Source organism: Providencia sp. PROV268 (assembly GCF_028477805.1).
In the GTDB taxonomy this organism is placed as follows: Bacteria; Pseudomonadota; Gammaproteobacteria; order Enterobacterales; family Enterobacteriaceae; genus Providencia; species Providencia stuartii.
Genome location: NZ_JAMPLW010000015.1, coordinates 53,387 through 78,481 on the forward strand (window position 1 = coordinate 53,387; position 25,095 = coordinate 78,481).

The following is a 25,095-nucleotide window of genomic DNA, read 5'->3' on the forward strand; positions in this document are numbered from 1 at the left end:
AGATTAGTTTAATAACTGGCTAAGCTGTTGATAAAAGCCTTGCGCACTTCTTTTATAGCCTTCGGCAGATAAGTGAACATTATCAGGTCGTGCGAGATCCTGTGCGGCCCATGAACGAATCGAGCAAGGCCCACCCATAAAATCCTGCCAATCCCAGAATAGGGTATTTTCTTGTGCTGCTATCGCTTTTTGGATCTTGATAACATTCTTTAAATGCACAGGCATTTTGGCATCGCAGCTTGTGGCATCGTTAAATTTAATCGAGTCATTAGGGCCGACTAAAACGATGACACTTTTTGGCATATATTGGCGGATTTGACGAATTTTCTCACGCAAGCTTTGCTGGTACGCAATTAAATCTAACTTGTCGTTGAATGCTTCGTTAGTGCCATAAGCTAAGATCACCATATCGGGTGACATCTGTGCCAATGTTTCAACCCATTGTGGCTGCCATTTATCAATCATATTGATTGTCGCGCCATTAATGCCGATCGCCGATAACATAACGCCCGGACGATTTGAGCGCAACAGCCACCCTCCTAGCTTGAGGTTATTGTCATTACTTACAGTAACTTCAGCCGGTAACTGAGTATTCACAGGAGAAGAGAAGCGCCAATAATTGCCTGTTGCGGGTAATGCAACGGGTGATGAAGCCGCAGGGGAGACACTCATCTGACTGCCCGCTGTGTTTTGGTAAAGAGCTTGCAGTTGATAAACCCCATTTGCCGCTTGCAATGGCATCAGTTGTACAGTGCTCGCCGATGTCATTGGTAACGCGATAAGCCCACCAAGAGGGTAATCGAAACGCTCATCCTTACGGCTACTAAACAGTTCCCATTGCTGTTTATCGCTTCTACGGTTAATTGTCGCAGTGCGCTGCCCCGGAATGGAAATCGCAGGTACAAAACCTGGCCCCGCATCACCATAGCGTTGTTGGAACAATGTTCTTAAATTACCGCTAAAGAAATCGGCAGCAGTATGAGAATCCCCAATTTGAACAATATGGACCTGTTGATGACCTTGCTTTAGTTTGCTCGCAAAGTGGCTGAGGTTTGGCTCAGCGTTATTGATGAGCTGCCCACGTACATTCACATTTGTGAGTGTACCACCTCGTGTTGAACCTTGACTCGTCCGCTCGGCATCTTGTTGACAGGACAACAAGCTTAGCGACAGCAAAGCGATGACGCTAGCTGCCGCTAACTTGGATTTGGCTTGACGCAGTTTGTTCTGCTTCATGAGGTATCTCTTTTTCCTCTTCAAAATGAATTAATGAAAATACTTTTTCAGCTATCGCTTGTTGCCCTTTGGGGCTGAAATGGATCCCATCACCACTTCTGAGCTTAATTTTGCTGCTATCGTCGCCGAAATAATCGGAGTAAGTGAGGTCTTTGTATTTAAAGACATCATTCACGGAAAAATAAATTTCACCACTGTTTTCGACTTCGGATTGATAGAGACTCCTTAGGAACCTCATACCTTCTGATAGAGTAGATTTGCGCATATTGGGAGGGCCAACCCAGATAACATCGACATTATGTTGGCGCGCAGTCGTTAATATATCATTAATGCGAGAACGATACACCTGCTCCCATATTTCGCTTTTAAACTTCACATATTTATAGCCCGTATCTGGTGGCATATCCCATGGGTCATTAGGGCCAAGGAAAACCACCAGCACTTTAATTTTAGGGTTATCATTCAACGCTTTAGAAATGGTTTGCGGCCAATTAAAAAAGCGTGGATAAGCAAGCCCCGTGCTTTGCTTACTCAGGTTAATGCTATCGATATTATAGTGTTTCAATAGCATATTCTTCACATGTGGTGCGACACCTTGCATCATCGAATCACCCGCAAACAGAACCTGATCACCTTTCTCTAATTTCGCCACCGTTTTAGGCTCAATAGGCCCGGTATGAGCGACTTTTACTGGACCGAGTTTGTTGCCCTTTAATGTCGCCCGCGCTTGTTGGCGTTTGAGTAATTCAGGGAAGGTGACAGAGAGAGATTCTGCCGGATAGAGATAGCCATTAATAAAATGTAGCCCAACTTGATAGCCTTCAGGAAAGGTGCGTTTGCTATTTTCATTTGCGATGGCAAGTGCTTCTGCGTCTTTAGTATCTTGAGCATGTTGCCCTGACACATGATAGAGGAAAGTACTACCCGCAGCGAGTGAACCCTCATTTAAATAAGCACCATAATCCCAAACAGGGTTTCCAGACAGAGACGCCCAAGGGGGATCGCGGTGATATTTTTGCTGCCAAAAACGCTCTAATGAACCTTGATTGAGCCAAATTAATAATAGCCCTACGACCAAAACAATAAAAAAGACTTGTCCGGTTTTTATTAGATTTCTTTTAAACTCAGAAGTTAGCATAAATAAATCCCGGCATTCCTGAAGGTGAAAGCATAAACATAACAGTCAAAATAAGCGCGAGTGGAATAGGGTAATAGTACCAAGCTATATTTTGGTACTTTTTCGCAATATAGTGATATGACTGTACAAAATAAGGGTACAACAGCAATAATGCCCAAAATGCGATTAATAGGCCGAGGTTGGAGCCTATCGATGCAATAAATCCAGGCGCCCCAAACTGTGAGATCATCATGAGTGCGTCATCAAAGGTTTGGCTGCGGAAGAATATCCAAGCAAAGCAGACAAAATGGAATGTCACAATGCGCGATATAAGTGTGGTCGCGGTGTGATTAAATCGATTATTGGCCCAACCTAATTTTTCCATCCATAGATTCTTAAGGTTGAGTAAGACAATCCCTAGGCCATGAATGGCTCCCCAAATAACAAAGGTCATTGCCGCACCGTGCCATAATCCAGAAATCACCATTGCCAAAAAGACATTCGTATTCATCCGACTAAAGCCTTTTCGGTTGCCTCCTAGTGGGATATAGATATAGTCACGGATAAATGTCGAGAGGCTAATGTGCCAACGCGCCCAAAATTCCTTTAAGTTGGCCGCCATATAAGGCGCATTAAAGTTAACAGGAACTCGAAAACCTAAGAGTAAGGCAATACCAGTTACTAAGTTGGTATAACCTGAGAAGTTAAAATAAATATTCCATGCATAGGCATAGGTTGCGACGAGTATTTCCCCTGCACTGAAGCCTGCTGGCGCATCAAAGACAGGGTTCACAAAGTTTTCCGATAAATAGGCACTAAATAGAAACAGTTTAACCAGCGCTAATGAAATAAGTAGGATTGCTTTTCGCGCATCCAGTATTTCGCGGCTTTCTGCTTGAATTTGTGGAATAAAATTCTTTGCTCGGTTAATTGGACCAGCGACAATACTCGGAAAAAAGCTAAGGTATAGCACGACATCGAAGAAATCGGCTTTGGGGATCTCTTTGCGGCAAACTGAAAGTGTATAGCTGACGGAATGGAAAGCATAAAAAGAGAGTCCAAGCGGCGCTAATAATTCAATAATAGGTAAACCTACATTAAGCCCCAATTTATCGAAGGTTTGCTGGAGTGTTTCTTGAAAAAATGAGTAGTATTTAAATGCAGTAAAGCAACTGATTATTCCTATCGCGAGTAATGTAAATACCCATTTATTGGAAAGCCAATTTGAAACCCAATTAGTAAGAAAATAAATAAATAAGGTATAGCCGAATAAGATATAAGCAAAATCGGGATTAAAGGAATAAACAAAAAAATAACTTGCGGTTATTAGTAGCCCATTTTGAAGCTTCGCACTAGGCTGGCAGCTCCAGTAAATAAGGAAAAATACCAAAAAAGAGCCAAGAAACTCGAATGAGAAAAAATTCATATAAGACTCAGATTGTTAATTATTGTTGCATACTCGTCATACATCAAGTTAGCTGCGCTACCGACTACATTTATTCACACGTGCCACAAAATAGGGGATCTACTTAGTGTGTGTTTCTGTATCGCTTAACGGCATCTCGAATTATTTGAAGTATAAATGTGTATTCACATCATATTAATAATCGGCCTGGTTGCAATAAGAAAAAATCCACTTTATAAAAAAGTGGATTTTAGATGAGTACTTGTACCTGGTGATACAAATTAAATTCGAGTCGATGCCGTTTTTTGAGCTTGTGTAATCAGTTCTTCATTGCTCACGTACATCTCTTGCAAATAACGGTTATAAGAGGAACCTAGTTGTGAATACCCTTTCATATCATTGATAAGCTTGGTTGTATCTAGCTCATCTTTTGATAAACGTTGTTTTGCTCTAGACGATCGTAGTGACTCGTAGGCATTGTGAGTATTCATATTCTTCATATAGGCAGACACGGTCTCTTCAACAGAGTTATAGGCGGAATAGCCTTTAATTTTCCCCTGATTGACTTGGCAACCTCTGCCGCATCTCATACCAAATAAATTACCGTTTTGCTGTGCTAGCTGTGACGTTCCCCAACCTGACTCAGTGGCTGCTTGGGTCGCAACCAAATGGGTTGGCATGATATCAACACGGCTTAACAGCTTATCCCAATTGACTCTATTTGGGCTGGTACAGGTCATACCATAGCTATTACATATTTGAGCTAGACGGCGAAGTTCTTGTGCGCTCCACTTTTTGTTTTTGCGTACAGAAAGTAACCATTTACGCTCAGCCATGATTTCTTGATTGACTTTTTCAATCACAGGGACAATCGTTTTTAAAAACGCTTTCTTACGTGGTGTACCGGATGGGTATTTTCGCAAATCAGGCAGAGGTGTATGAGCCTGATTTGAGCTCTGCACGGCCTTGTGAGAATACTCTTTCTTGAGTGTGGTACTGGTACTTGTTGAGCCAAAACTCAACCCCGAAAATAAAAATAACAGTAAGAAAGCGAAGACGGCGTTTGTCCTCATCGTTCGAGAGGGCATTTGCTTCTCCTAATTTCTCTGAACAAAAATCGAGCGAATAGTAACAGAATAATTTTTGGGTAGCTACTTTTATCCGGCTGACTTTAGCTAAATTACTGCATTTTCACATTGTGATTTATTTTTTGTTTAATTTATCCTTGTTTAATAATGTTTTTATGTTTCTTGTGTTAATATTACACTTAAAACTAATAAATATTAATGATGAATTGATGCAAAAAACAAGTTAACCTAACTCAAATATGGGTAAATAACATACAGTTCACCTCGTTATTATAAGGTTATTTTGCTTATTTATTAAGCGATCGATAGCCTGTTTTTTATACAAAATTGGTAATTTGCGTTTTTATCAAAGGGTGATGATATTAATATGAGCAGTTTTCGGGTGAAAAAATGAGCTAAAAAATGCGGGGGAGGGGGTGAAAAATCGGTGAAAATTTAGCCTAAGTGAGCAATCTCCACCTATTTTCGTTTAGGTTGTTTTAAAACGACAATCGCTGCTGCTGTTGATCCTGTTTTTGCGCTTTGGTGGATAAGGCTGGAAAATCAGCGACGGTCCAATAGGTTTGCGGAATAGGCAATTGGGCCATCTTTTTTGTCGGTAATAACCTAAGTTGCGCAAGCTGGTGTAAAACATAGCCTCGATACTCGTTAGGCAAACTTAAACGTAAGTGCTCAGTGGGTATCATTTGCAAAGGTATTAAAGGATAACGATTATCTGAGGTATCGTAGTCACGGGTTAACACAAGGAATTTTTCAGGAACTCGTTGGTAGCTATTCCACCATAAGCCATCGACACGGTCGAACATCTTCCGAGTTTGTGATTTACTATTCGCACCTAGCTGCTCCAATGCGATAGGCAGGGTGTTTTCCAGAGATTGAGAAAACATCGGTAATGATTGCGCTCTCCCCTGTAAAATTAATGTCATGGCTAAACGGGCGCCAAGTAGGTTGGAATAGAGGTCTTCTGGTGAAAAAGCTGAGATCCCCTCGGAAAAGCCGGGAACAGATTGGTAACCATACCATTGGGCAATTTCATGCCAAGCTGCTAGCTGGAATGCCAATTTTGCTGCTAAATAAGCGCTAAGTGTATAACGCTCCTGAGCGGAAGTCGGGGGCGCAAATGAGTGGAAGACGATTTGTCGGCTAGCCAGTTCATCACTTAATTTGAGCGTCCAGCCTTCCCCCAGTTTTGGGTAAATTTGACTAAACAAAAAGAGGGTATAGTCAGCCGTGTCCCTGACATGGGAAATATCGATAAACCCGCCTTTCTCGCTATATAACAGGCCAACCTTTTCCTTACTCACGCCCATTAAAGCGGCGGTGGCCCCGAAAAAGCTATCGTTATAATGATGTTCACCTAACTTATCGGCTTCGACGATATTATCAATCGTATAGAAAGGAACTGGGATACCCCAAAGTTGTGCGTGCAGATCATAGCCAAAAGCGCAACAGGCTCTTAGGCCTTGAGGCGGTGCTAGAGGGGATAATACTGGCCATGTCTGAGTCGCTGATTCGTGAGTATCACTACTCAGCTCAGGAAGAACGTTGGGTAGCTTGTAGGGGGTAGTGCTTTGGCATGCTGCTAATAATAAAGTGAATATAAGCATGATTAATCGCTGTAACATTAAAAAGCTTCCCCTACTTGAAAATAAAAACCAGTGCTATTGCGACCAACCCCAAAATCGAGCCGTACATTCATACGTGGTTTGAATTCAAAACGATAACCGACACCCGTGGTAGGCAACCAATGACCTTCACCTAATTCAGCCGTTTTATCGCTCATCGTGCCTGTACCTACCCAGCCGACGATACCATGACGCCAATCGAGTTTATGCCGTAACTCTAATTGTGTCGTAAAAATATTATTATCGCGATAGCGACCTTCATAGTAGCCTCGCATACGATTGGCGTTACCTAATAATGACAGCTGATCCCATGGTACTTCACCCGTGGTAAATCGTGCATAGTTATCGAGTGCTATGACTGTGTTTTCAGTGAGCTCGTGGTAATAGGCGTATTGTAATTGGGTACTTTGAAAACGTGTATCGCTGCCAAAACTCGGCGAAAAATAAGTGTAGACCGCTTCGAAAGCCTGCCCGTGATGCGCATTTGGCAAAAAGTCGCGTGTATCATAACTAAAGTAGGCACTCATGCCTGAATTAATAACAGACTGCCCGCCAATTGATTGTTGAAAATAACGTTTAGCACCATCATCAGGGTCGTTAGCATTAATAGAAGAAAAGTTCCAGCCGAGCCCAATATAAGTAGCGTCGGTGAGACGATAGAGTGCACGAGGCGTAATTTCAAATTCTTGAGAGTGATATTTTTCTTTATTATGGTCATTCTTACCGGCGGCGTAACCTTTCCCCCAATAGTAGGTTGGAATATTGTTTAACGTACCAGAAACAAATAACCGCCATTGGTCATGGTCAATAAAGTTATAGTTGGTAAAGTTAACGCCAAATGCGCCTGTAGAAGAGGCAAAGCCACTTAAACCTATTGAAGACGGTTGAGTCTCTTTATCATTTTTATCAATGCGGTATAACCCCACTAATGCAGTACCTATACCAATCCCCATTTCGGGGGTGTAGAAAGGGCCGGGCAATAACCCCCAATCAATGGTTTTACTCTCATCGAAATGGTTTGTACCACCAAGATCATTTAACCAGCCATCAATTTTTTGCCGATCAGGTAGCAGTTCCGCTTGCGTGGGGAGGGCAATAAAAAGGCTGAGCAGTGTCAGCCTTAATAAAGAAGAGTGTTGTTGCTGCAGCATTAAAAACGAAACTCACCTGAGATATAAAAACTATTGCGGTTATTAAAGCCAACTTCGGTCAGAACATTAAAATTGCGAGTCAGTTCAACGCGTGCGCCGACAATGTTATTCCATTTATGGGCAAGATGTTGTTTAACATCGAATTTTGTGTCACCGGGTGCAAATATCATCCATTTGCTTAAGTCAGGAGGTAGATCAAGCTTACTGATATCCCCTTTAAAACGTTGGGTAATATCTTGGTACATAGCACCAGTCCAAACTTGAATTTTTGTATTTCCTTGACCGCTAATCAGAGGATCAAAAATAAACTCATAACCCACACGTGGGGTAATAACTAAGGCTGAGATATCGCCGTCTAAAATATCTAGATTTGTTCTAGTATAGTTAGCATCTAAGGTTGTAAAGAATTGGTTGTACCCGCCAGCAAAAGTGACACCACCGCCGTATGTTTTCCCTTCATACTCTAATTCGAAAGGTAAATTCTTCCCGATAGGGATAATCCAATCTGTGCCCCAAGGTAATTTCATTCGGGCTTCTACGTTATTTAGATTTGTTTTTGATGTTCCTTTTGTTTTTCCATAGAGCCCATACACATTCATAAAAGGGAACACCCAAGCATCAAGCTTTAAGACATGTGACTCATTTTTACTACGTGTATGCCCAGTTTCGATATGGAGTAATTTCTCTAAGTCCATATTTGAATTAGAAATAAAACCGATTTTATCCACGACAACATCTTGACGCAGGTTCATATAGCCGTAGCTCACACCAAAAGGCTCTGGGATATCGTAACCGCGGGCGCGTGCTTCATCGCCCCAAATTGGTAATACACGAGATTCGCTTGAGGATGAGCGCGTAATACCACCTTCGCTGTTATTTTGTGGAACGCCAGACTCACTCATGGTGATTGAAAAAAGTGGGCGATCACTATCAGCAAAGCTGACAGGAATAGAAAAACAACAAGAGAGTAGCAACGCTTTGCTAAGTTGAATGCGTGTCATAAATAGGCTCAACATTGAAATAAACAAGGGAAAACAAGTCTATAAAAGACGAGTGATAAGTTTAGCATAATAGGGGAATTAATAGATGGCGTTAAATGCTGTGTTTGAAGAAAACTTGAGCTTGGTCAATTACTTTTATAGTCTATTAGATTGAGAAGGAAGTGTTCACAAACAATAAAAGAAGCGGGGAGCTTCTTTTATTGACGATCGTCTGATTATTTCTGTTTGTTTTGATGAAAATGCACACGCTCATGGAAGTAGGCTTTTAAATGATCTTCCATTTGGTGTACTTTTTGCTCTAATGCATTGATCAAAACATCATCATTGTTCATATCAAAAACACGCTCCATCGCGAGCTGATCAACGTACTGTTTTTGCTCTTTGGTGAGTTCTGCCATATCTAAAGCCCATATTTAAATGTCATAAAAGAGAGTATCCAAGAGGATAGTTGAATTAAGGTTATTGTGCCTGAGTGACTTCGGATTGAAAAGTAGAATAAGTTGTTGTCGAATAATGACTATTTCTAAATATACAGATAATCATTTTAATATGAATTCGTTAAGATTATTCACAATATAAAACGATAGACTAAGCTGCTATCCTTTGCCGAGTAAATAAATTATAGGCTTATATAATGAATAATAAACAACAATACCTCGATATTGCCGCCGGTAAAGGTGAAAAAGAAGCATCTATGATGGTGGCAATCCCTGCCTCTGAATTAACGTTATCTCTCTTAGAGCTACGTTTAGAAGAGCAAGACTATTTTACTGAAGGTGAAATTGATTATTTACCTGAAAGTGAAAGTGATTTTTTCTTTTCATGTAAACGCGGAGAAGAAGAACTGCGTTTTTATGTCTCATTAGTGGATAGTGATCCTGAGTACGTCATTAATCCCTATTTTTCAACCGATCCAATCAGCCCGGAATTGTATGCAGAGGCAAGCGCTGCACCGCAAGCGGTGATTGTGGAGTGTCTATTTCGAGACCAGCCATTGGTTAGCTATCTACAGCAACTAAAACTTATTCAAATATTAGTCCCTGATTTATTGTTGGGGCTTGATTTATCGGCGGCAGGGAAAGTCTTTACTCGTGAATGGTTAAATTTCCAACTTATCGATGACTTAATGCCAAGTATCGATTCTTTATATGTTGTTCACGCTATTTATGATCATGACGAAAGTGAAGAGCAAGAGAACGAGGAGCGTGGCCCAACCATGTATTGGTTCCACACGCATGGCCTTGCACGTTGTGGCTTATCCGAAGCGGAAATCATTATTCCACATCCGATTGCTTCCTATTACGGTATTCCAGAGCTATTTTGGAGCTTTGTTAATAACAGCATTACACATGGCAAAATTGAGTTTAATGAACCAATTTTTATCGGACAAACAGAAAGTGGTTATGAGTATTTAGTGGCGCTACCGTTTGAAGAAGGCTTAAAACATGTTGGGCAATCAACGCCAATTGATAATTTGAAACCACTCGAAGAGATGAATTATGAATTTGGCGATGCTGATTCCAATCGTTTTATGGGGGATTGGCAGGATCGTGATGAGTCTCATCAACATCCGTCTGTGATGCTCTTTAGAGTGACACAAGAAGAACCAGTTTTAGAAAGCTTTTTTAAAGGTTTTGAAGATCAAAACGCCATGATGTTTATGCGTACCGACGAAGAAACGGCGGATATGTCTCGTAAGGCTAAATTGCGTTGGGAATACTTTACCCATATGCTGGATAACTATGGTCCGAAACCTGTAGTACAGAAAAAAGGCTTCTTTTCTAAGCTACTTGGAAAATCAGACACCGAAGAAGAGAGCGAATGGCGTTTCTTGGTGAAATGTGGCATCGGTTATCGTGACGAGGAAGATGACTACGATGGCCATGAGCATATGTGGTTTGAACCCGTTTCATGGAACGGTGATCAGTTTGAGGGGCGCTTGATCAATCATCCTTTCTATGTGAAGACGATGCAGGAAGGGGAAGTATATCCTTTGACTCGTGATGATATCACCGACTGGACCATCTATTACCAAGACGGTAATTATACTCCGGATACCATTTATAAATTACTGTCTGGGTCTCAAGTGCATTAAATCTCTGCTTAGCTGCGCTCGGATAATTTAGCGTATAGAATGGGTACTTTGAGTACCCATTTTTATTACAGAGTGTCGTATATGAATGAAACTGAATTATATCAATATGCGTTATTTATGCTGTCTCGCCGTGATTACGGAACGGCGGAATTATCAGCACGCATGAAACGGCGTATGTATGAAAAAAATGACGGTATTATTGACGAGCCGTTGATTGAGCGGGTAATTGAACGTTTAGGTGAACAGCATTTCCTGAATGATACTCGCGTCATAGAGCTACAGTTACGTAGTTATATTCGTAAAGGTTATGGACCATTACGGATCAAGCAGGAATTACGCCAAAAAGGTTTTACTGCGACTTTAATTGAACAGCAGTTTGAGCAGCTTGATGTGGATTGGTTTGAGCTTGCGACGGATGTGCGTTGTAAAAAATTCGGCGATGAAATTCCTCGCGACTTTAAAGAAAAAAGCAAGCAAGTCCGTTATTTACAGTATCGAGGTTTTTCAGGTGATATGATTTTTGAACAGTTTCGATAATTCATCATTTAATTTTTTAATCACATTCCTGCGCGTACACGCCCCCTCAAAGCAACTAGGTTGGTGCGGCTAATCGGTTTTCTCCAATTCCAGATAAGTGCTATTTGCAATACGACGTGAATAGTTTTTACCCTAGGAGGCATTATTACGGCCTTGATGGTGCCTGTTTTTTTACACGCCGGACAAAAGACTTTCATACCCTCTGTAGCGATATCGATATCTTTCCGACTAGCAACATCGCTTCCTTCTAATACAGTACCGCCCGTTGATGTGGTATCTCCTTTTTGAATCACTTTACGGTTATCAATGGTGCAGCGCATTTTCTTCTTTGTGCCTAATCAATTCGTTTTCCTTGACGTACTAAATGCCAAATGGTTGTGCCTAGATCATTTTTACCCACATCAAAAGCAAAATCCCCTTGCTCAAAATAGGCCTCTAATAGAGATCCTGTTTTATTGTGGTAATACCTGTCCACTCCCCATTAATTAAGACACCCTTAACTAGCGTTTTCTAACTGTTGACTGATTTCCCTGTATTGCATGGCTAACTGACTGTCCTGTGTCGCGAATTCCCCGACACACTGAGATAACGTGCTGATAACGCGCTCTTACGCTTGTCGTCCATGGTGCAGTTGGTCAATTCGATATTGTGGCTCTGCGTCTGATATCTTTTGGCTGACCGTTTTCACTCGGTCAGGTTCTGATACTCGCTCATGCTCCAATACGTGAGAAACAGACTGATCCCTGCCAATATCAACACCAGTACGTCCCCTTTAAACGCAAATTTTTCCCTCCAGTTTATCCATCGCGATCAGGAAATAGCTGTCTACGGTGAAGCAAATTCTGTGCTGTTTGATGAGGTACAAACGGCGCTGCACGTGGCGTGTCGAGATAATGGTTTCTCCGCTCGGCAGTGGGCTAGTCTTTCTTTTCCCATCCTTATAAAATTATTTACCATTTAATGTATTGCTAATGTGTTTATTTGTCATAATTATCTGATATTGACATGATCCGCGTCAGTAAATCCCGTTCATATCTTGGGCAAAGTACCATCAAATAAAAAATGAAACAGGCAGGGGAAGTATATGATTGAGTTGTTAATTGGCGTCATCGTCGCGATAGGCGTTGGGCGCTATATTATCAAAGGCTATTCAGCAACGGGTGTGTTGATGACAGGCGGTATTTTACTCCTGATCATTACCGTGCTTATGGGGAAAAGTATTTTACCAGAAGCAGTAAAACCTACGGGATGGCGTGCGACCGACATTATTGAGTATATAAAATACTTATTGATGGATCGTGGTGGCAACTTAGGGATGATGATCATGGTGTTGTGTGGGTTTGCCTCTTATATGACCCACATTGGCGCAAATGATGTTGTTGTCAAAATTGCGTCAAAACCATTAAAGATGATCAACTCACCTTATATGTTGATGGTTGCCGCTTATATTGTCGCTTGTTTAATGTCATTGGCCGTTTCTTCGGCGACGGGGCTAGGGGTATTATTAATGGCGACCTTGTTCCCTGTCATGGTAAATGTGGGGATTAGTCGTGGCGCCGCAGCCGCTATCTGTGCTTCACCAGCGGCCATTATTTTAGCGCCAACTTCTGGCGATGTGATTTTAGCGGCAGAAGCTGCCGAAATGCCGCTCATTGATTTTGCTTTTAAAACGACGTTACCTATTTCAATTATTGCGATCGTAGCCATGTCTATCGCTCACTTCTTCTGGCAGCGTTTCCTCGATAAAAAAGAGCAGGTCAACACAGAAATGTTGGATGTGAGTGAAATTAAAACTCATGCTCCGACTTTTTATGCCATCTTACCGTTCACCCCGATTATTGGTGTGCTGATCTTTGATGGTAAGTGGGCGCCTGAATTACACATCATCACAATTATTGTTGCTTGTATTATTTTGGCGGCAGTTATTGAATTTTTACGTAGTTTCAATGCCAAACAGGTCTATTCGGGGTTAGATGCCTGTTATAAAGGTATGGCTGATGCATTTGCCAGTGTGGTGATGCTGTTGGTGGCCGCTGGGGTCTTTGCACAAGGCTTAAGTAGTGTTGGCTTTATCAAGGGGCTAATTGGTTTAGCGCAATCCTTCGGCTCTGGTGCAATAGTGATGATGATTGTACTGGTCATTATCACCATGTTAGCGGCGATGACAACAGGCTCAGGGAACGCGCCTTTCTATGCCTTTGTTGAACTTATTCCTCATTTAGCAAAACAGATGGGAGTGAATCCAGCCTATTTAGTGATCCCTATGTTGCAGGCTTCTAACCTAGGACGAACATTATCACCCGTTTCTGGCGTTGTCGTCGCGGTATCCGGTATGGCAAAAATATCACCATTTGAAGTGGTCAAAAGAACCTCCGTTCCTGTATTAGTGGGCCTTTTGGTGGTGATTATTGCAACGGAAATTTTGGTTCCAGTATATCGCTGATCACTTTTTAGTGTTGTGATTGGAAAAGCGGCTGAAGCGATCTTTTTTCAGCCGCTTTTTTATTTGAAGGCGGATAGTTAATCACGCTAGTAATCGAAAATTTGTTAATTTTTAGTGTGTTTCTTTAAATAAAATAAGGTTTTTTATTTTTTATTCTCCCCCATTTTTCCCTATTAAGCGCCTTTTTTGAGATCTGCACCAAAAAGACAAACAAAAGCCGGAAAATAAGCTAGGTACTCAATAGTAATTGATGCAAAATCCGCACATCTTTTTTATATGAACAATTAATGATAATGCTATGAAGACGACAGACAAACCAGTTAACAAATGGACTTATAAAGATTTTACATGGGTCTTATCTTTATTCGGCACCGCGGTTGGTGCGGGGGTGTTATTTCTACCGATTAAAGCAGGCAGTGGCGGTTTTTGGCCGCTGGTAATACTTGCATTGATTGCGACGCCAATGATTTGGTTAGCACATAAAGGATTGGCTCGTTTTGTTTTATCCGCGAAAAATCCCAATTCAGATATTACGGATACGGTAGAAGAGCATTTTGGTAAAACGGGGGCGAACATTATCACGTTTGCCTACTTTTTCGCAATTTACCCAATCGTTCTGATTTACGGTGTGGGTATCACTAACACGGTTGACTCCTTTTTAGTTCACCAGTTACACATGGAGCAGATGCCACGTTGGCTACTGTCTGGGATATTAATTGGTGCGATGACGGCGGGTGTGTTGTTTGGGCGTGACTTGATGTTACGCCTGACTTCCGTGATGGTTTATCCTTTAGTTTTCATTTTGTTAGCTTTGTCCATCTACTTTATCCCTAGATGGAATACCTCTATGCTAGAAGTGAGTCCCGATTGGGCCGCAATGCCAGTCGTTATCTGGATGGCGATCCCGCTTATCGTGTTCTCATTCAACCATAGCCCGATTATCAGCCAGTTTACAAAAGATCAGCGTCAGCAATTCGGTGATAATGCGGTCATTAAAACGGATATGATCACAGGCGGCGCAGCATTGATGCTCACTGGATTTGTGATGTTTTTTGTTTTTTCGGTGGTCTTGTCATTAAGTCCTGCTGAGCTTAAAACCGCAAATGACAAAAACATTAGTGTGTTATCTCATATGGCGAATATTGACTCATCGTCGATTATCTCTTACCTCGGGCCGATTGTTTCTTTTACCGCTATCGTATCAAGTTACTTTGGACACTTCTTAGGGGCACATGAAGGCTTAGTTGGGTTAATTAAATCTCGTACTTCTTTCTCAGTGAGAAAAATTCAAACGGTATCCATGCTGTTTATTGTTCTCACAACATGGATTGTCGCTATCAAAAACCCAAATATTATCTATATGATTGAGACGCTGGGTGCGCCAATGATAGCTGCTATTTTGTTTATTCTGCCAGTCGTTGCGATGCGTATTGTGCCGGCGATGAAAAAATTCAGCACATCAATTGTTGCGCAGATCTTCACCATTATTTGTGGTTTAGCGGCTATCACTTCCGTCCTTTATGGTCTATTGCAACAATTACTCTAACAACTCCCCTCCTGTATGAGGGGGCTCACCCTAATAGGTACATAACGCTCTGATATTTAGGCCCGTAAACGGGCCTTCAGATAGAGGAGCGTTCACTACGCAAAGATGCGTCTCGTATTCTTACTCACCATATCGACAGCGTTCCCTCTACATCAAAATGCGCTATAGCGATATTTAAATTGCCAAAGCGTTCACTTTTCTTTCAGATATTCTGTCGAATGTGTGCCTTCTGCATTTCGGTGAAAAATAATAGGATATTCACACTTCCATCTAGTAAACGCTAAGCTTTTCGCGTTCTCCATTAGGGGCCTTTTTGATTTCTTTTTTAATCTTTGTGATCGCTAGGTCGCGGCTGTTTTAACAAATTAAAAGAGGCTTTTTATATTTTAAAGTTATGATTAAGCACTTAATAAATCACGAATGACACGGCGTTACTCCTTCGCCCTTGTTAATCAATAGGATATTCAGCTATGTGAAATAATTTCACATTGAGATGGGTTGTCTGCTTAATACAATTAGATAATATCTATTGATATAACAGATACGTAGTAAATACAGATATGCTATATCAGGTCATATTGTTTACTGCGGCATAATAAGGATAACAAATGAAATTAGAAACATTATCGATTCATGCCGGCTACTCACCCGATCCAACCACCAAAGCGGTTGCTGTTCCTATCTATCAAACAACGTCTTACGCTTTTGATGATACACAACATGGCGCAGATCTGTTTGACTTGAAAGTCGCGGGAAATATTTATACCCGTATTATGAACCCTACCAATGATGTTTTAGAGCAACGCGTTGCCGCCTTAGAAGGCGGGATTGCTGGGCTGGCTGTAGCATCTGGGATGGCGGCAATTACGTATGCTATCCAAACTATCGCACAAGCGGGCGATAATATTGTTTCGGTTGCCAAATTGTACGGTGGTACTTATAACTTAATGGCGCATGCACTACCTCGTTTTGGTATCGAAACGCGTTTTGCAGAACATGATGATTTAGCCGCTTTGGAAGCTCTGATTGATGATAAAACCAAAGCCGTATTTTGCGAATCTATCACTAACCCTGCTGGGTTTATTGTCGATATTGCGGCATTAGCGGAAGTGGCTCATCGCCATGGTGTGCCTCTAATTGTGGATAACACGGTGGCAACGCCTTATTTATGCCGTCCATTTGAACATGGTGCTGATATTGTCGTGCATTCCTTGACTAAATATATTGGCGGTCATGGCACTTCTATTGGCGGAATGGTCGTAGACTCAGGTAAGTTCCCTTGGACTGAGCATGCAGATCGTTTTTCGTTATTGATTGAGCCAGATATTGCATACCATGGAGTTAGCTATACTGAGCATTTTGGTGCGGCAGCTTTTATTGCTCGCTGCCGCGTAGCACCATTACGCGGAACGGGTGCCGCGCTTTCTCCATTTAATGCCTTTTTGATTTTACAAGGGCTAGAAACGTTGGCTTTACGTATGGAGCGCCATACAGAGAATGCGTTGAAAGTCGCACAGTTTTTGGAAAAACACCCTCAAGTGGCTTGGGTGAAATACGCGGGGCTGCCTAGCCACCCTGAGCATGCGTTGGCGCAAAAATATATGAATGGCAAGCCTGCCAGTATTATGTCGTTCGGTATTAAAGGTGGGCAGGACGCTGGGGCGCGTTTTATTGATGCTTTAAAATTAATCGTCAGGCTGGTCAATATTGGTGATGCTAAATCATTGGCGTGCCATCCGGCTTCAACGACCCACCGCCAGCTTAACGATGCTGAATTAGCGAAAGCGGGTGTTTCACGTGACATGATCCGCCTTTCTATTGGTATTGAACATATTGATGATATTTTGGCGGATCTTGAACAAGCGCTGCATGCTGCGCAATAAAGCCATCTACTGAATCAAGCTACTTAATATGTGCGATTATTGATAATACAATATTTATTGATAATCGCTTTTTTGTATCGCTTTATTTTATTTAAGTCTATTACTCCATTGATGGGTATTTGTCATCGTTAATTGATGTTATCGAATTAAGAGAGTAATTAAACGAATGATTATGTCTTAAATATTTTATGGAATAATGTTTTAACGTTGAACTATTTTAAACCACTCCAGTCTTACATTACCGAAAAGCTTGAAATGTGCGTTAACACTTTATTTTATATTCATTTATTGATTGTTTAAGAACGGCAAATTAATTTTTTATTTGTTTATATGAGGTTTACTCACACTGATGATAATAGTGTGATTAACCTGATTAAAGCTAAATAATAGCCCGATGTTATGTCACTTTAAGGTGAACAATAATATTCAGGTTTATATCTAATTATTATTAAACATTTATAGAAAGAATGGTTGAGAAACATGATTATGGCAAATAATAAGGTTGCCTACCTTAAGTGGTGCCTGCTATTTGGGTTTGTATTACTCACTTATTTTATTCCTCTTCCGGGGCGGCTTCTTTGGCAACCTGATGAGTTACGTTATGCTGAAATAAGTCGAGAATTGATTCTAAGTTATAACTGGAGCGTACCTGAACTTCTCAATATTCGTTATTTTGAAAAGCCCATTTTTGGGTATTGGGTAAACGCATTTTTTCAAATGCTGTTTGGTGAGAACAACGTTTCCGTTAGGCTTGGTGTTGTTTTTAGTACCTTAATCAGTGCATTGTTTGTTTATCTCAGTGCAAAAAGGGCATGGCAAAAAGCCGATCTTGCATTTAATGCCACACTGATTTACCTCTCAATGCTCATGATACTCGCGATGGGAACATACAATATCCTTGACCCGATATTGACCGCGTTTATCACAATGGCGATTTTCTTTTATCAGTGGGGGCTAACAACACAGGTTTTTTCACAAAAGCTAACCGCCTTTATCTTATTAGGTATCGCAGGTGGATTGGGGCTGATGACAAAAGGCTTTTTGGTTTTAGTCATCCCAGGCTTAGTGATTTTTTTAACGTCAATTTACTATAAACAGTTTAAGGAAGTTTTCTGCTTTGCCTTTGTGGCTTTGTGCAGCATGTTTATTGTCTGCTTGCCTTGGGCCATCATGATTGCTAGTCGCGAGCCAGATTATTGGCGTTATTTCTTTTGGGTGGAACATGTGCAGCGCTTTATGTCAGAGAACGCCCAAAACCGTTCACCTTTCTGGTTTTATATTCCAATAATGCTTGCAGCAGTATTACCTTGGCTGGGCTATTTTTTTGCTTCACTGATAAACAGTGTTCGCCAAAAAGGGCTACATCTCTATTTCTTGCTGTGGTTCTTAGTTCCTTTCATCTTTTTTAGTATTACGAAAGGGAAGTTACTGACCTATATTTTGCCTTGTATTGCCCCCGTTGCGATCTTAATGGCCGCGTATATTGATAAGATACAGCAACAACAACAGACTGGCGCTATCCGCCTGAATGCCATTATCAATATTTGTATTGGCTTATTTACGGCAGCGGCAATCTTCTTTTTACCTTACTTTGGGCAACTCGATATTTATGCGGCAGATGAAGATAATAAGCGGTTACTTGCAGCAAGCGCATTTTTATTTTGGGGCGTGATTGGCATCATTTCATATCGCAGACGTTTTTGGGCGTGGGCAGCGGCATGTACTTTGGTATTGAGCCTCAGTGTGGGGTATGTGATCCCAAATCATATCGCCAGCAATAATACGCCACAAAAGCTCATCGAAAAATATCGCCCTCAGCTATCGAATAAAACCTATTTATTGACGAATAATGTGGGGTTAGGTACGGCACTCGCATGGGTCTTAAAGCGTAGTGATATTACGATGCTCCATCAAAGTGGTGAATTGAGTTATGGGTTGAAATACCCAGATGCAGCAAACCGCTTCTATCGGTTAGATCAGTTACCTACCTTGTTAGAGCAACATAATTATCAGGATGTTGCGGTCGTTGTTGAAGGCACGCAAGATAGGATATTAAATTCGTTACCGGGGAAACCGATTATTATTCGAGAGGGGAATTTAGTTTTAGTCCTCTATGAGGGCCGAAAATAATCGCATGCTCAACAAAAAAGCCGCATAGTGACTATGCGGCTGATTATGTATTTAGGCTATCTCGTGGCCTTATAGAAGGTTGGTACCTCTTTTTCATGCGAGGATTTAGCTTCGCTACTTGTTAGCCCATGATAAATCATTAGCATAGCAAAGCTATTGTTCATCGTACTCATTTCGTTGCCACTGATACCTCGACTATTTTTCGAATGACGATTCGTTATGCTGTGGTTCATGACGCTTTCTCCTCATCTTCTTTTAGCAGGCGGTTCGCTTCGGCAAGCTCATAACGCCTTGGTGTTAATGCGGTTGCACTGTGATTACGTGCAAGCAATGAGTAAATGGTTGGTAAAACGAACAGTGTGAATAGGGTTCCAACTAACATACCTGTGACAATCACTAAGCCCAGACCGAAACGGCTGTTTGCGCCCGCACCTGTCGCAAATAACAGGGGAACTAAGCCAATCACCATCGCGGCAGTTGTCATCAAAATGGGGCGTAAACGAATTTGAGCGGCTTTCAAAATAGCTTGGCGCTTGTCGAGGCCCTCATGAGCTTGTAATTCGTTAGCAAACTCCACCATCAAAATACCGTGTTTACTGATGAGGCCAATGAGCGTCACCAAGCCAATCTGGGTATAAATATTGAGGGTGGCATATCCCAAGGCGAGAGGAATTAATGCCCCACAAATTGACAACGGTACGGTGATTAAAATAATCAGTGGGTCGACTAAGCTTTCATACTGTGCAGCAAGAACCAGATAAATGATGATGAGCGCCGCCATAAACGCAAAGGTGAGGGTATTGCCTTCTTGCTTATATTGGCGCGAATCAGATTGCCAGTCATGGCTGAAACCTGCGGGTAGTGCACTAGCAATACTCTCTAAGTAAGAAACGGCTTGTCCTAATGTGACGCCCGGTGCAGGGATAGCTTGGAAAATCGCCGCATTTTGCTGATTGAACTGAGTTAACTTGTTCGGTTCAATTTGCGTATTGATCTCAACAACTGTTGATAGCGGGATCATTGTGCCATCTTGTGCTTTGACATAGTGACGAGCAAGCGCATCGGGTGTTAATCGTTGGCTGCGTACACTTTGAGGGATCACATCATATGAACGTCCGTCCATACCAAAGCGGTTAATATAGTTTTCACCAACCAATAATGTGAGTGATTCACCGATATCTTGCATGCTGATACCAAGACTATTGGCTTTGGAGCGGTTAATTTTGACTTCAACCACAGGGTTGTTGTAGTCAAGATCACTGTCTACGACCATAAACAATCCACTTTCGCGAGCTTGTTGCTTGATCTCTTCCATGGTTTTATACAAAACGGGGTAACCTTGTGGGCTACGCAGCACCATTTGTACTGGCAAACCGCCTGTAGAGCCAGGTAGAGCCGGTAACTGGAAGACAAAGATACTGTTACCTTCAACGTCACCTACTTTAGCTTGTAAGTCTGATTGAATGGCAGAAGCAGGGCGATCTCGTTTCTCCCATGAGGTGAGGTTAGTTCCCCCAAAGCTTGATGAGATACCGTCTGTGCCATTGATGATCCAAGTACTTTCCGTCTCAGGCAATTCCATCATCACATCATGCAGTTTATGAGAAAAACGCTCTACATACTCTAAGTTAGCGTGTTGTGGTGACTTAATTGCCGTCAATACGGCAGACTGGTCCTCAACCGGCGCGAGTTCACGGGGGGCTGATTGGTACAGGAGAGGTAAGCTGATGAAGACAAATACCGCGATAATGCCGGTGATCCAACGATGCCTCAGTGAGAAATTCAGCCCTTTGGTATAGTAATGAGCGAGGAAAGCGAAGAACTTTTCCGCCATATGTGCCATGCGGCCTTCATTCTGTTTTGAGTTCAACATAAACGAACTCATCACAGGTGATAAAGTTAAGGCCACAATACCTGAAACAATCACGGAGCCTGCGAGCGTCAAGGCAAACTCTTTAAACAACGCCCCTGTTAGACCAGACATCAAGCCAATCGGTGCATACACCGCTGCTAATGTGATGGTCATGGCAATCACAGGCCCTGCCACTTCACGAGCGCCTATCAGTGCAGCGAGAACTGGCGATTTACCTTCCTCAATATGACGATGGACGTTTTCCACGACAACAATGGCATCATCCACCACCAATCCGATGGCAAGCACCATGGCAAGTAACGTTAATAAGTTGATACTAAAGCCAAATGCCATCATTAGTGCGGCGGCCCCTAACATTGACAATGGGATCGCCAATATAGGAATAATAACGCTGCGAATAGAGCCTAAGCATAAATAAATAACAGCAATAACAATCAATAATGCTTCAACCAACGTATGGAATACCTGATCGATTGAGGCTTTGATAAAGCGAGAAGTTTCAAATGCCATCTCTACTTTAACGTTCGGTGGTAACGTTTTAATGATATCAGGCATCAATTTATTCATACCATCGACAATCACCAACGGGTTCCCGGTTGGGGTTGCAAATAGGCCTAAATAAATTGCAGGCTCTCCATTCATCAAACCACTGGTTTCAGTGGCTGCGGCACCTAGCTCTATAGTACCAACATCACGTAAACGAACTAACCCATTACCATCGTTGCGTATGACTAAGTCTTGGAATTCAGAGACGTTAGTCAGATCTGTATTCACATAGACGTTAGAAATCACATACTCGCCTTTCACTTTACCGGGCGCCGCTTGGTAGTTATTTTGGCGAACCGCTTGCGCAACATCAGCGGCAGATAATCCTCGACCCGCAAGTTTATCGGCATCTAACCATAAACGCATGGCTAACTGTTGACCACCAAACACTTGTACTTTTGCTACACCTTCGATGGAGGAGTACATCGGCTCAACAACCCGAGATAAATAGTCCGTCAGTGCCGGAATAGAAAGGGTTGTACTGGAAAAACCGATATATGCAACAGCGGTAGATTCACCGGAAGACAGCTCTATAACTGGGTCATAAGCTTCTTTTGGAAGCTTGTAGCGAACCTGATTAACTTTCGCCATGACTTGTGCAAGTGCTTGCGTTGAATCACGGTTAAGCTCCATTCGTACGGTCACTAAGCTACTGCCCTGTACAGAGGAAGAGGACAAGTAATCGACCCCTTCGACAGAAGAGACAGCTTGCGCAATAGGCTGAGTCACAAAGCCCTGCATCAACTTAGCGGATGCGCCGGGGTATTGTGTAGTGATAGTAATGGTAGAACTTTCCAATTGTGGATACTGGCGAATAGGCAATTTACTTAATGCAAACAACCCTATCAATACAATCAATGAACTCACAACCAGCGCCAAAACGGGTCGGCGCACAAAAACATCAGTAAATTTCATTGCGCCTTCCTTATGAATCCTGAGCGGTCTTAACCGGTGATTCTGCTAATGTATCTTGTGCGACAGGGGTGATGGCGGAGCCATTGTTAAGACGTAATTGCCCTGAGGTGATCACTTTGTCACCCAATTTTAGCCCTTGCTCAATTTCGATTTTGCCATCCCAGCGTTGGCCCGTTTTCACAGAGACTTGTTTTGCCGTCATTTTTTCGCCGCTGCCTTCAGCGATGAAAACTGTGTCACCATAGGCCGTATAAGTCACTGCCGTTTCAGGTATTGTTAGTACCTCACTGTTTGCTTGGCGTACGACATTCACATTGGCATACATACCCGCCTTTAACTCACCGTCACTATTTTCAAGCGTGGCTTGTAATTGGATGGTACGCGATTTACCCACTAATGGGTCGATGGCACTGATACGTGCAGGGAAGGTTTTACCTGGATAAGCATCGACATGAATATCAGCAATTTGGCCAACATGTAACTCTGGCGCAGCTTGCTCATCAAGGGAAAAATTAAGTTTTAATGTTTTGGTATCGACGAGGCTTGCAATGGCTTCGCCGGGGCTGAGGTATTGACCCTCGTGAACCTGACGAATACCGATAGTGCCGTCAAATGGAGCACGGATCGCCTTTTGTGCAATCAACGCTTGTGTTTGCCGGATCAAACCTTGCGCGATATCACGTTCCGCACGAGTGCTATCGACCTGTGCTTCTGCAACGAGATGTTTAGCAGCCAAGGTACGGGTTCTGTCGTACAAACGTGCCGCATTGCGCAACTGAGCCTGATAGCGAGCTAAGTCAGCTTGTTCAACTGCATCGTTGAGTTGAACCAGAAGCTGGCCTTTTTTCACTTGTTGACCCGATTCAAAATTGATTTTGGTAATGCGGCCACTGGTTTCCTCCGCAACAAAGACTTGGCTGCCAGCCTCTAATTCACCGACACCATAAAAAGTGCGTGGTGCATTGTCTTGAGTCACTGGTGCTAATGCGACTTTCACTGGTGGATATTGGTAAGCCGCCTGTTCGTCTTTTCCGTCTTGGGCGTAGGAGGTGTAAATCGCTGCGCCACCACCAGCAACAATCAGCAGTGAGCACAGCGTGACAATTGTTTTTTTATTCATTATAAATACCTACTATTTCTGTGCCTTAACAGCGAAATAAAGATCACGGAAATGACCTGCGATGGCGACAGCCATTAATCCCCCAATGACAGAGGTGTGCTCAATAGCCCAAAACATCGCGAGTTTGGCTTCTTCACCGGTATAGCTCCAAAAAGTATGAACAATCACGATGGTCAGGAATAAAAATACGGCGAGTGCGCCAGTTCCAAGCCAAAGTAGGCGGTTAAAGAGTACTAATAGCGAGCCTACTAGCAGCACAAATGCAGAGGCGATGTTGAAGAACCAGTCTGGATGTAAACCTGCTGCGCGCATTTCTGCTAGGCTATTTTCATAGTCAAAAACCTTTGCTAAGCCAGATGAAATAAACAGAATTAATATCAGCAAGCGAGCGATAATCCATAATGTGTTACTTTCTAAAATTTTGGCAATTACCGATGGCATAGCCTATCCCCTTTAAAATCAAGTTAGCCTGCATGTCACAAAATAAGCGCTGTCACCACCTCATGCAGAAAATAGAATGGAATAATCTGAATTGACAAATTCAGTGGCTAGAACTATAAAACCTTAAGTTAAGTTGAGGTCAAGAGCAGGTAGTCAAAAATGGCTGAGAAAAACACGAAAACGACAAAAAGGCGTGGAGACGGTGAACATAAGATTGATTTCACAAGGGCATTGACTGTCGGAGAGGTTGCTAAACGCTCTGGCGTTCCCGTTTCTACCGTGCATTTTTACGAGTCAAAAGGATTGATCCAAAGTACGAGAACACAAGGCAACCAACGACGTTTTCCGTCGGTGGTATTACGTTATATTGCGATTATCAAAGTGGCACAGAGCACAGGGATACCTTTAAAAGAGATCCAAGATGCGTTAGGTAAGTTTCCGGCCAACAGTAAACTGACTTCAGAGCAGTGGAAAGAGATGTCGACGGAGTGGAAAACCTCGTTGGATAGGCGGATCCGGCAACTGACTCGCTTACGTAATGAGTTAGACCATTGTATTGGTTGTGGCTGTTTATCTCTGAGTGAATGTCCACTGCGTAACCCTGATGATATTTTAGGGCGTAAAGGGCCGGGGGCTCGAATTTTAGAACGTCCATAACAAGTGGCGTGATGACTGGTGAAGTGAAATGTTATCGACTTGACCAGTCAACCCGCTTTGCGGGTCAGGGAAAGAGTCACTGAAAAATAGCACATTGAAAGATGAAAGCAGTAATAGGTAATTTAAATGATTTTAACGTTTTATGTGTTTGTTGATTTTTGAACAATAAAGTAATAGTGAGTATGGCAATGATGATTGTGACAACTTTTATTGTCAGTACCCTTTTATATGACTTAAATATAGCCTTAGGTGATTACGACAGATGTAAGTGAACACAAGATGGTAT

Annotated in this window: 21 protein-coding genes; 8 read left to right on the forward strand and 13 right to left on the reverse strand. The window is 42.2% G+C overall.

Annotated elements, in window-relative coordinates; translation table 11 throughout:
* Window positions 1-3 precede the first annotated feature (3 nt).
* From PR699_RS12150 to PR699_RS12175, 6 genes are all read right to left on the reverse strand, one after another.
* A complete protein-coding gene (locus PR699_RS12150) occupies window positions 4-1,236 on the reverse strand; it encodes an SGNH/GDSL hydrolase family protein (RefSeq protein WP_014656917.1) in 1,233 nt (410 codons plus the stop codon).
* Window positions 1,187-2,374: an SGNH family hydrolase gene (locus tag PR699_RS12155; RefSeq protein ID WP_041705094.1), complete on the reverse strand. Its 1,188-nt coding sequence runs from the start codon at window positions 2,372-2,374 to the stop codon at window positions 1,187-1,189. The genes PR699_RS12150 and PR699_RS12155 overlap by 50 nt, the downstream gene beginning before the upstream one ends.
* A complete protein-coding gene (locus PR699_RS12160) occupies window positions 2,361-3,779 on the reverse strand; it encodes an MBOAT family protein (RefSeq protein WP_004925973.1) in 1,419 nt (472 codons plus the stop codon). The genes PR699_RS12155 and PR699_RS12160 overlap by 14 nt, the downstream gene beginning before the upstream one ends.
* A 260-nt stretch (window positions 3,780-4,039) precedes the next feature.
* Window positions 4,040-4,846 carry a protein bax gene (locus PR699_RS12165; RefSeq protein WP_014656915.1) on the reverse strand — a complete coding sequence of 269 codons (807 nt, stop codon included), beginning with the start codon at window positions 4,844-4,846 and terminating at the stop codon, window positions 4,040-4,042.
* 479 nt (window positions 4,847-5,325) lie between these two features.
* A complete protein-coding gene (locus PR699_RS12170; protein WP_014656914.1) occupies window positions 5,326-6,471 on the reverse strand; it encodes a DUF4056 domain-containing protein in 1,146 nt (381 codons plus the stop codon).
* Complete coding sequence (locus tag PR699_RS12175; protein ID WP_225829661.1) at window positions 6,471-7,424, reverse strand: BamA/TamA family outer membrane protein; 954 nt, start codon at window positions 7,422-7,424, stop codon at window positions 6,471-6,473. Before PR699_RS12175 ends, PR699_RS12170 begins: the two co-directional genes overlap by 1 nt.
* A 36-nt stretch (window positions 7,425-7,460) precedes the next feature.
* Here PR699_RS12175 and PR699_RS19700 point away from each other — a divergent pair, with 36 nt between their 5' ends.
* Window positions 7,461-7,511: a prepilin-type N-terminal cleavage/methylation domain-containing protein gene (locus PR699_RS19700; RefSeq protein ID WP_223854871.1), complete on the forward strand. Its 51-nt coding sequence runs from the start codon at window positions 7,461-7,463 to the stop codon at window positions 7,509-7,511.
* Window positions 7,512-7,621: 110 nt separating this feature from the next.
* Here the strand turns inward: PR699_RS19700 and PR699_RS12180 are convergent, their stop codons facing one another.
* Window positions 7,622-8,623 carry a hypothetical protein gene (locus PR699_RS12180; protein ID WP_014656912.1) on the reverse strand — a complete coding sequence of 334 codons (1,002 nt, stop codon included), beginning with the start codon at window positions 8,621-8,623 and terminating at the stop codon, window positions 7,622-7,624.
* Window positions 8,624-8,838: 215 nt separating this feature from the next.
* Complete coding sequence (locus PR699_RS12185) at window positions 8,839-9,021, reverse strand: hypothetical protein (protein ID WP_004925981.1); 183 nt, start codon at window positions 9,019-9,021, stop codon at window positions 8,839-8,841.
* 236 nt (window positions 9,022-9,257) lie between these two features.
* On the opposite strand from PR699_RS12185, the gene PR699_RS12190 reads away from it, so the two are divergent.
* Together PR699_RS12190 and PR699_RS12195 are read left to right on the forward strand one after the other, a co-directional pair.
* The gene (locus PR699_RS12190) at window positions 9,258-10,718 is read left to right on the forward strand and encodes a DUF4026 domain-containing protein (RefSeq protein ID WP_004925984.1); all 1,461 of its coding nucleotides are present in this window, start codon (window positions 9,258-9,260) and stop codon (window positions 10,716-10,718) included.
* Window positions 10,719-10,799: 81 nt separating this feature from the next.
* Complete coding sequence (locus tag PR699_RS12195) at window positions 10,800-11,255, forward strand: regulatory protein RecX (protein WP_014656910.1); 456 nt, start codon at window positions 10,800-10,802, stop codon at window positions 11,253-11,255.
* Between the two features lie 20 nt (window positions 11,256-11,275).
* Here the strand turns inward: PR699_RS12195 and PR699_RS12200 are convergent, their stop codons facing one another.
* Complete coding sequence (locus PR699_RS12200; protein WP_004925989.1) at window positions 11,276-11,575, reverse strand: PAAR domain-containing protein; 300 nt, start codon at window positions 11,573-11,575, stop codon at window positions 11,276-11,278.
* 764 nt (window positions 11,576-12,339) lie between these two features.
* On the opposite strand from PR699_RS12200, the gene dcuC reads away from it, so the two are divergent.
* From dcuC to arnT, 4 genes are all read left to right on the forward strand, one after another.
* Window positions 12,340-13,698: an anaerobic C4-dicarboxylate transporter DcuC gene (gene dcuC / locus PR699_RS12205; RefSeq protein WP_004925992.1), complete on the forward strand. Its 1,359-nt coding sequence runs from the start codon at window positions 12,340-12,342 to the stop codon at window positions 13,696-13,698.
* A 298-nt stretch (window positions 13,699-13,996) separates the two neighbouring features.
* The gene (locus tag PR699_RS12210; protein WP_004925994.1) at window positions 13,997-15,244 is read left to right on the forward strand and encodes an aromatic amino acid transport family protein; all 1,248 of its coding nucleotides are present in this window, start codon (window positions 13,997-13,999) and stop codon (window positions 15,242-15,244) included.
* A gap of 608 nt (window positions 15,245-15,852) precedes the next feature.
* A complete protein-coding gene (locus PR699_RS12215) occupies window positions 15,853-17,127 on the forward strand; it encodes a bifunctional O-acetylhomoserine aminocarboxypropyltransferase/cysteine synthase (RefSeq protein WP_004925996.1) in 1,275 nt (424 codons plus the stop codon).
* Window positions 17,128-17,613: 486 nt separating this feature from the next.
* On the forward strand, window positions 17,614-19,257 hold the full coding sequence (arnT, locus tag PR699_RS12220; protein WP_014656909.1) for a lipid IV(A) 4-amino-4-deoxy-L-arabinosyltransferase: 1,644 nt from the start codon (window positions 17,614-17,616) through the stop codon (window positions 19,255-19,257).
* Between the two features lie 56 nt (window positions 19,258-19,313).
* Here arnT and PR699_RS12225 read toward each other — a convergent pair whose 3' ends face one another.
* The 4 genes from PR699_RS12225 to PR699_RS12240 are packed head-to-tail and all read right to left on the reverse strand — an operon-like array spanning window position 19,314 to window position 24,152.
* On the reverse strand, window positions 19,314-19,490 hold the full coding sequence (locus PR699_RS12225) for a hypothetical protein (RefSeq protein ID WP_004926002.1): 177 nt from the start codon (window positions 19,488-19,490) through the stop codon (window positions 19,314-19,316).
* A complete protein-coding gene (locus PR699_RS12230; RefSeq protein ID WP_014656908.1) occupies window positions 19,487-22,591 on the reverse strand; it encodes a MexW/MexI family multidrug efflux RND transporter permease subunit in 3,105 nt (1,034 codons plus the stop codon). Before PR699_RS12230 ends, PR699_RS12225 begins: the two co-directional genes overlap by 4 nt.
* Before the next feature lie 10 nt (window positions 22,592-22,601).
* A complete protein-coding gene (locus PR699_RS12235; protein WP_272577843.1) occupies window positions 22,602-23,711 on the reverse strand; it encodes an efflux RND transporter periplasmic adaptor subunit in 1,110 nt (369 codons plus the stop codon).
* A gap of 12 nt (window positions 23,712-23,723) precedes the next feature.
* A complete protein-coding gene (locus PR699_RS12240) occupies window positions 23,724-24,152 on the reverse strand; it encodes a DoxX family protein (RefSeq protein WP_004926011.1) in 429 nt (142 codons plus the stop codon).
* Window positions 24,153-24,311: 159 nt separating this feature from the next.
* Here PR699_RS12240 and soxR point away from each other — a divergent pair, with 159 nt between their 5' ends.
* Complete coding sequence (soxR, locus tag PR699_RS12245; RefSeq protein WP_004926014.1) at window positions 24,312-24,809, forward strand: redox-sensitive transcriptional activator SoxR; 498 nt, start codon at window positions 24,312-24,314, stop codon at window positions 24,807-24,809.
* The last annotated feature ends 286 nt before the right edge of the window (window positions 24,810-25,095 follow it).

Excerpts from the sequence above, each read along its gene's own strand:
- PR699_RS12150 (WP_014656917.1), bottom strand. The coding sequence starts at position 1,236 with ATGAAGCAGAACAAACTGCGTCAAGCCAAATCCAAGTTAGCGGCAGCT.
- PR699_RS12155 (WP_041705094.1), bottom strand. The coding sequence starts at position 2,374 with ATGCTAACTTCTGAGTTTAAAAGAAATCTAATAAAAACCGGACAAGTC.
- PR699_RS12160 (WP_004925973.1), bottom strand. The coding sequence starts at position 3,779 with ATGAATTTTTTCTCATTCGAGTTTCTTGGCTCTTTTTTGGTATTTTTC.
- PR699_RS12165 (WP_014656915.1), bottom strand. The coding sequence starts at position 4,846 with ATGCCCTCTCGAACGATGAGGACAAACGCCGTCTTCGCTTTCTTACTG.
- PR699_RS12170 (WP_014656914.1), bottom strand. The coding sequence starts at position 6,471 with ATGTTACAGCGATTAATCATGCTTATATTCACTTTATTATTAGCAGCA.
- PR699_RS12175 (WP_225829661.1), bottom strand. The coding sequence starts at position 7,424 with ATGGGGATTGGTATAGGTACTGCATTAGTGGGGTTATACCGCATTGAT.
- PR699_RS12180 (WP_014656912.1), bottom strand. The coding sequence starts at position 8,623 with ATGACACGCATTCAACTTAGCAAAGCGTTGCTACTCTCTTGTTGTTTT.
- PR699_RS12185 (WP_004925981.1), bottom strand. The coding sequence starts at position 9,021 with ATGGCAGAACTCACCAAAGAGCAAAAACAGTACGTTGATCAGCTCGCG.
- PR699_RS12190 (WP_004925984.1), top strand. The coding sequence starts at position 9,258 with ATGAATAATAAACAACAATACCTCGATATTGCCGCCGGTAAAGGTGAA.
- PR699_RS12195 (WP_014656910.1), top strand. The coding sequence starts at position 10,800 with ATGAATGAAACTGAATTATATCAATATGCGTTATTTATGCTGTCTCGC.
- PR699_RS12200 (WP_004925989.1), bottom strand. The coding sequence starts at position 11,575 with ATGCGCTGCACCATTGATAACCGTAAAGTGATTCAAAAAGGAGATACC.
- dcuC (WP_004925992.1), top strand. The coding sequence starts at position 12,340 with ATGATTGAGTTGTTAATTGGCGTCATCGTCGCGATAGGCGTTGGGCGC.
- PR699_RS12210 (WP_004925994.1), top strand. The coding sequence starts at position 13,997 with ATGAAGACGACAGACAAACCAGTTAACAAATGGACTTATAAAGATTTT.
- PR699_RS12215 (WP_004925996.1), top strand. The coding sequence starts at position 15,853 with ATGAAATTAGAAACATTATCGATTCATGCCGGCTACTCACCCGATCCA.
- arnT (WP_014656909.1), top strand. The coding sequence starts at position 17,614 with ATGGCAAATAATAAGGTTGCCTACCTTAAGTGGTGCCTGCTATTTGGG.
- PR699_RS12225 (WP_004926002.1), bottom strand. The coding sequence starts at position 19,490 with ATGAACCACAGCATAACGAATCGTCATTCGAAAAATAGTCGAGGTATC.
- PR699_RS12230 (WP_014656908.1), bottom strand. The coding sequence starts at position 22,591 with ATGAAATTTACTGATGTTTTTGTGCGCCGACCCGTTTTGGCGCTGGTT.
- PR699_RS12235 (WP_272577843.1), bottom strand. The coding sequence starts at position 23,711 with ATGAATAAAAAAACAATTGTCACGCTGTGCTCACTGCTGATTGTTGCT.
- PR699_RS12240 (WP_004926011.1), bottom strand. The coding sequence starts at position 24,152 with ATGCCATCGGTAATTGCCAAAATTTTAGAAAGTAACACATTATGGATT.
- soxR (WP_004926014.1), top strand. The coding sequence starts at position 24,312 with ATGGCTGAGAAAAACACGAAAACGACAAAAAGGCGTGGAGACGGTGAA.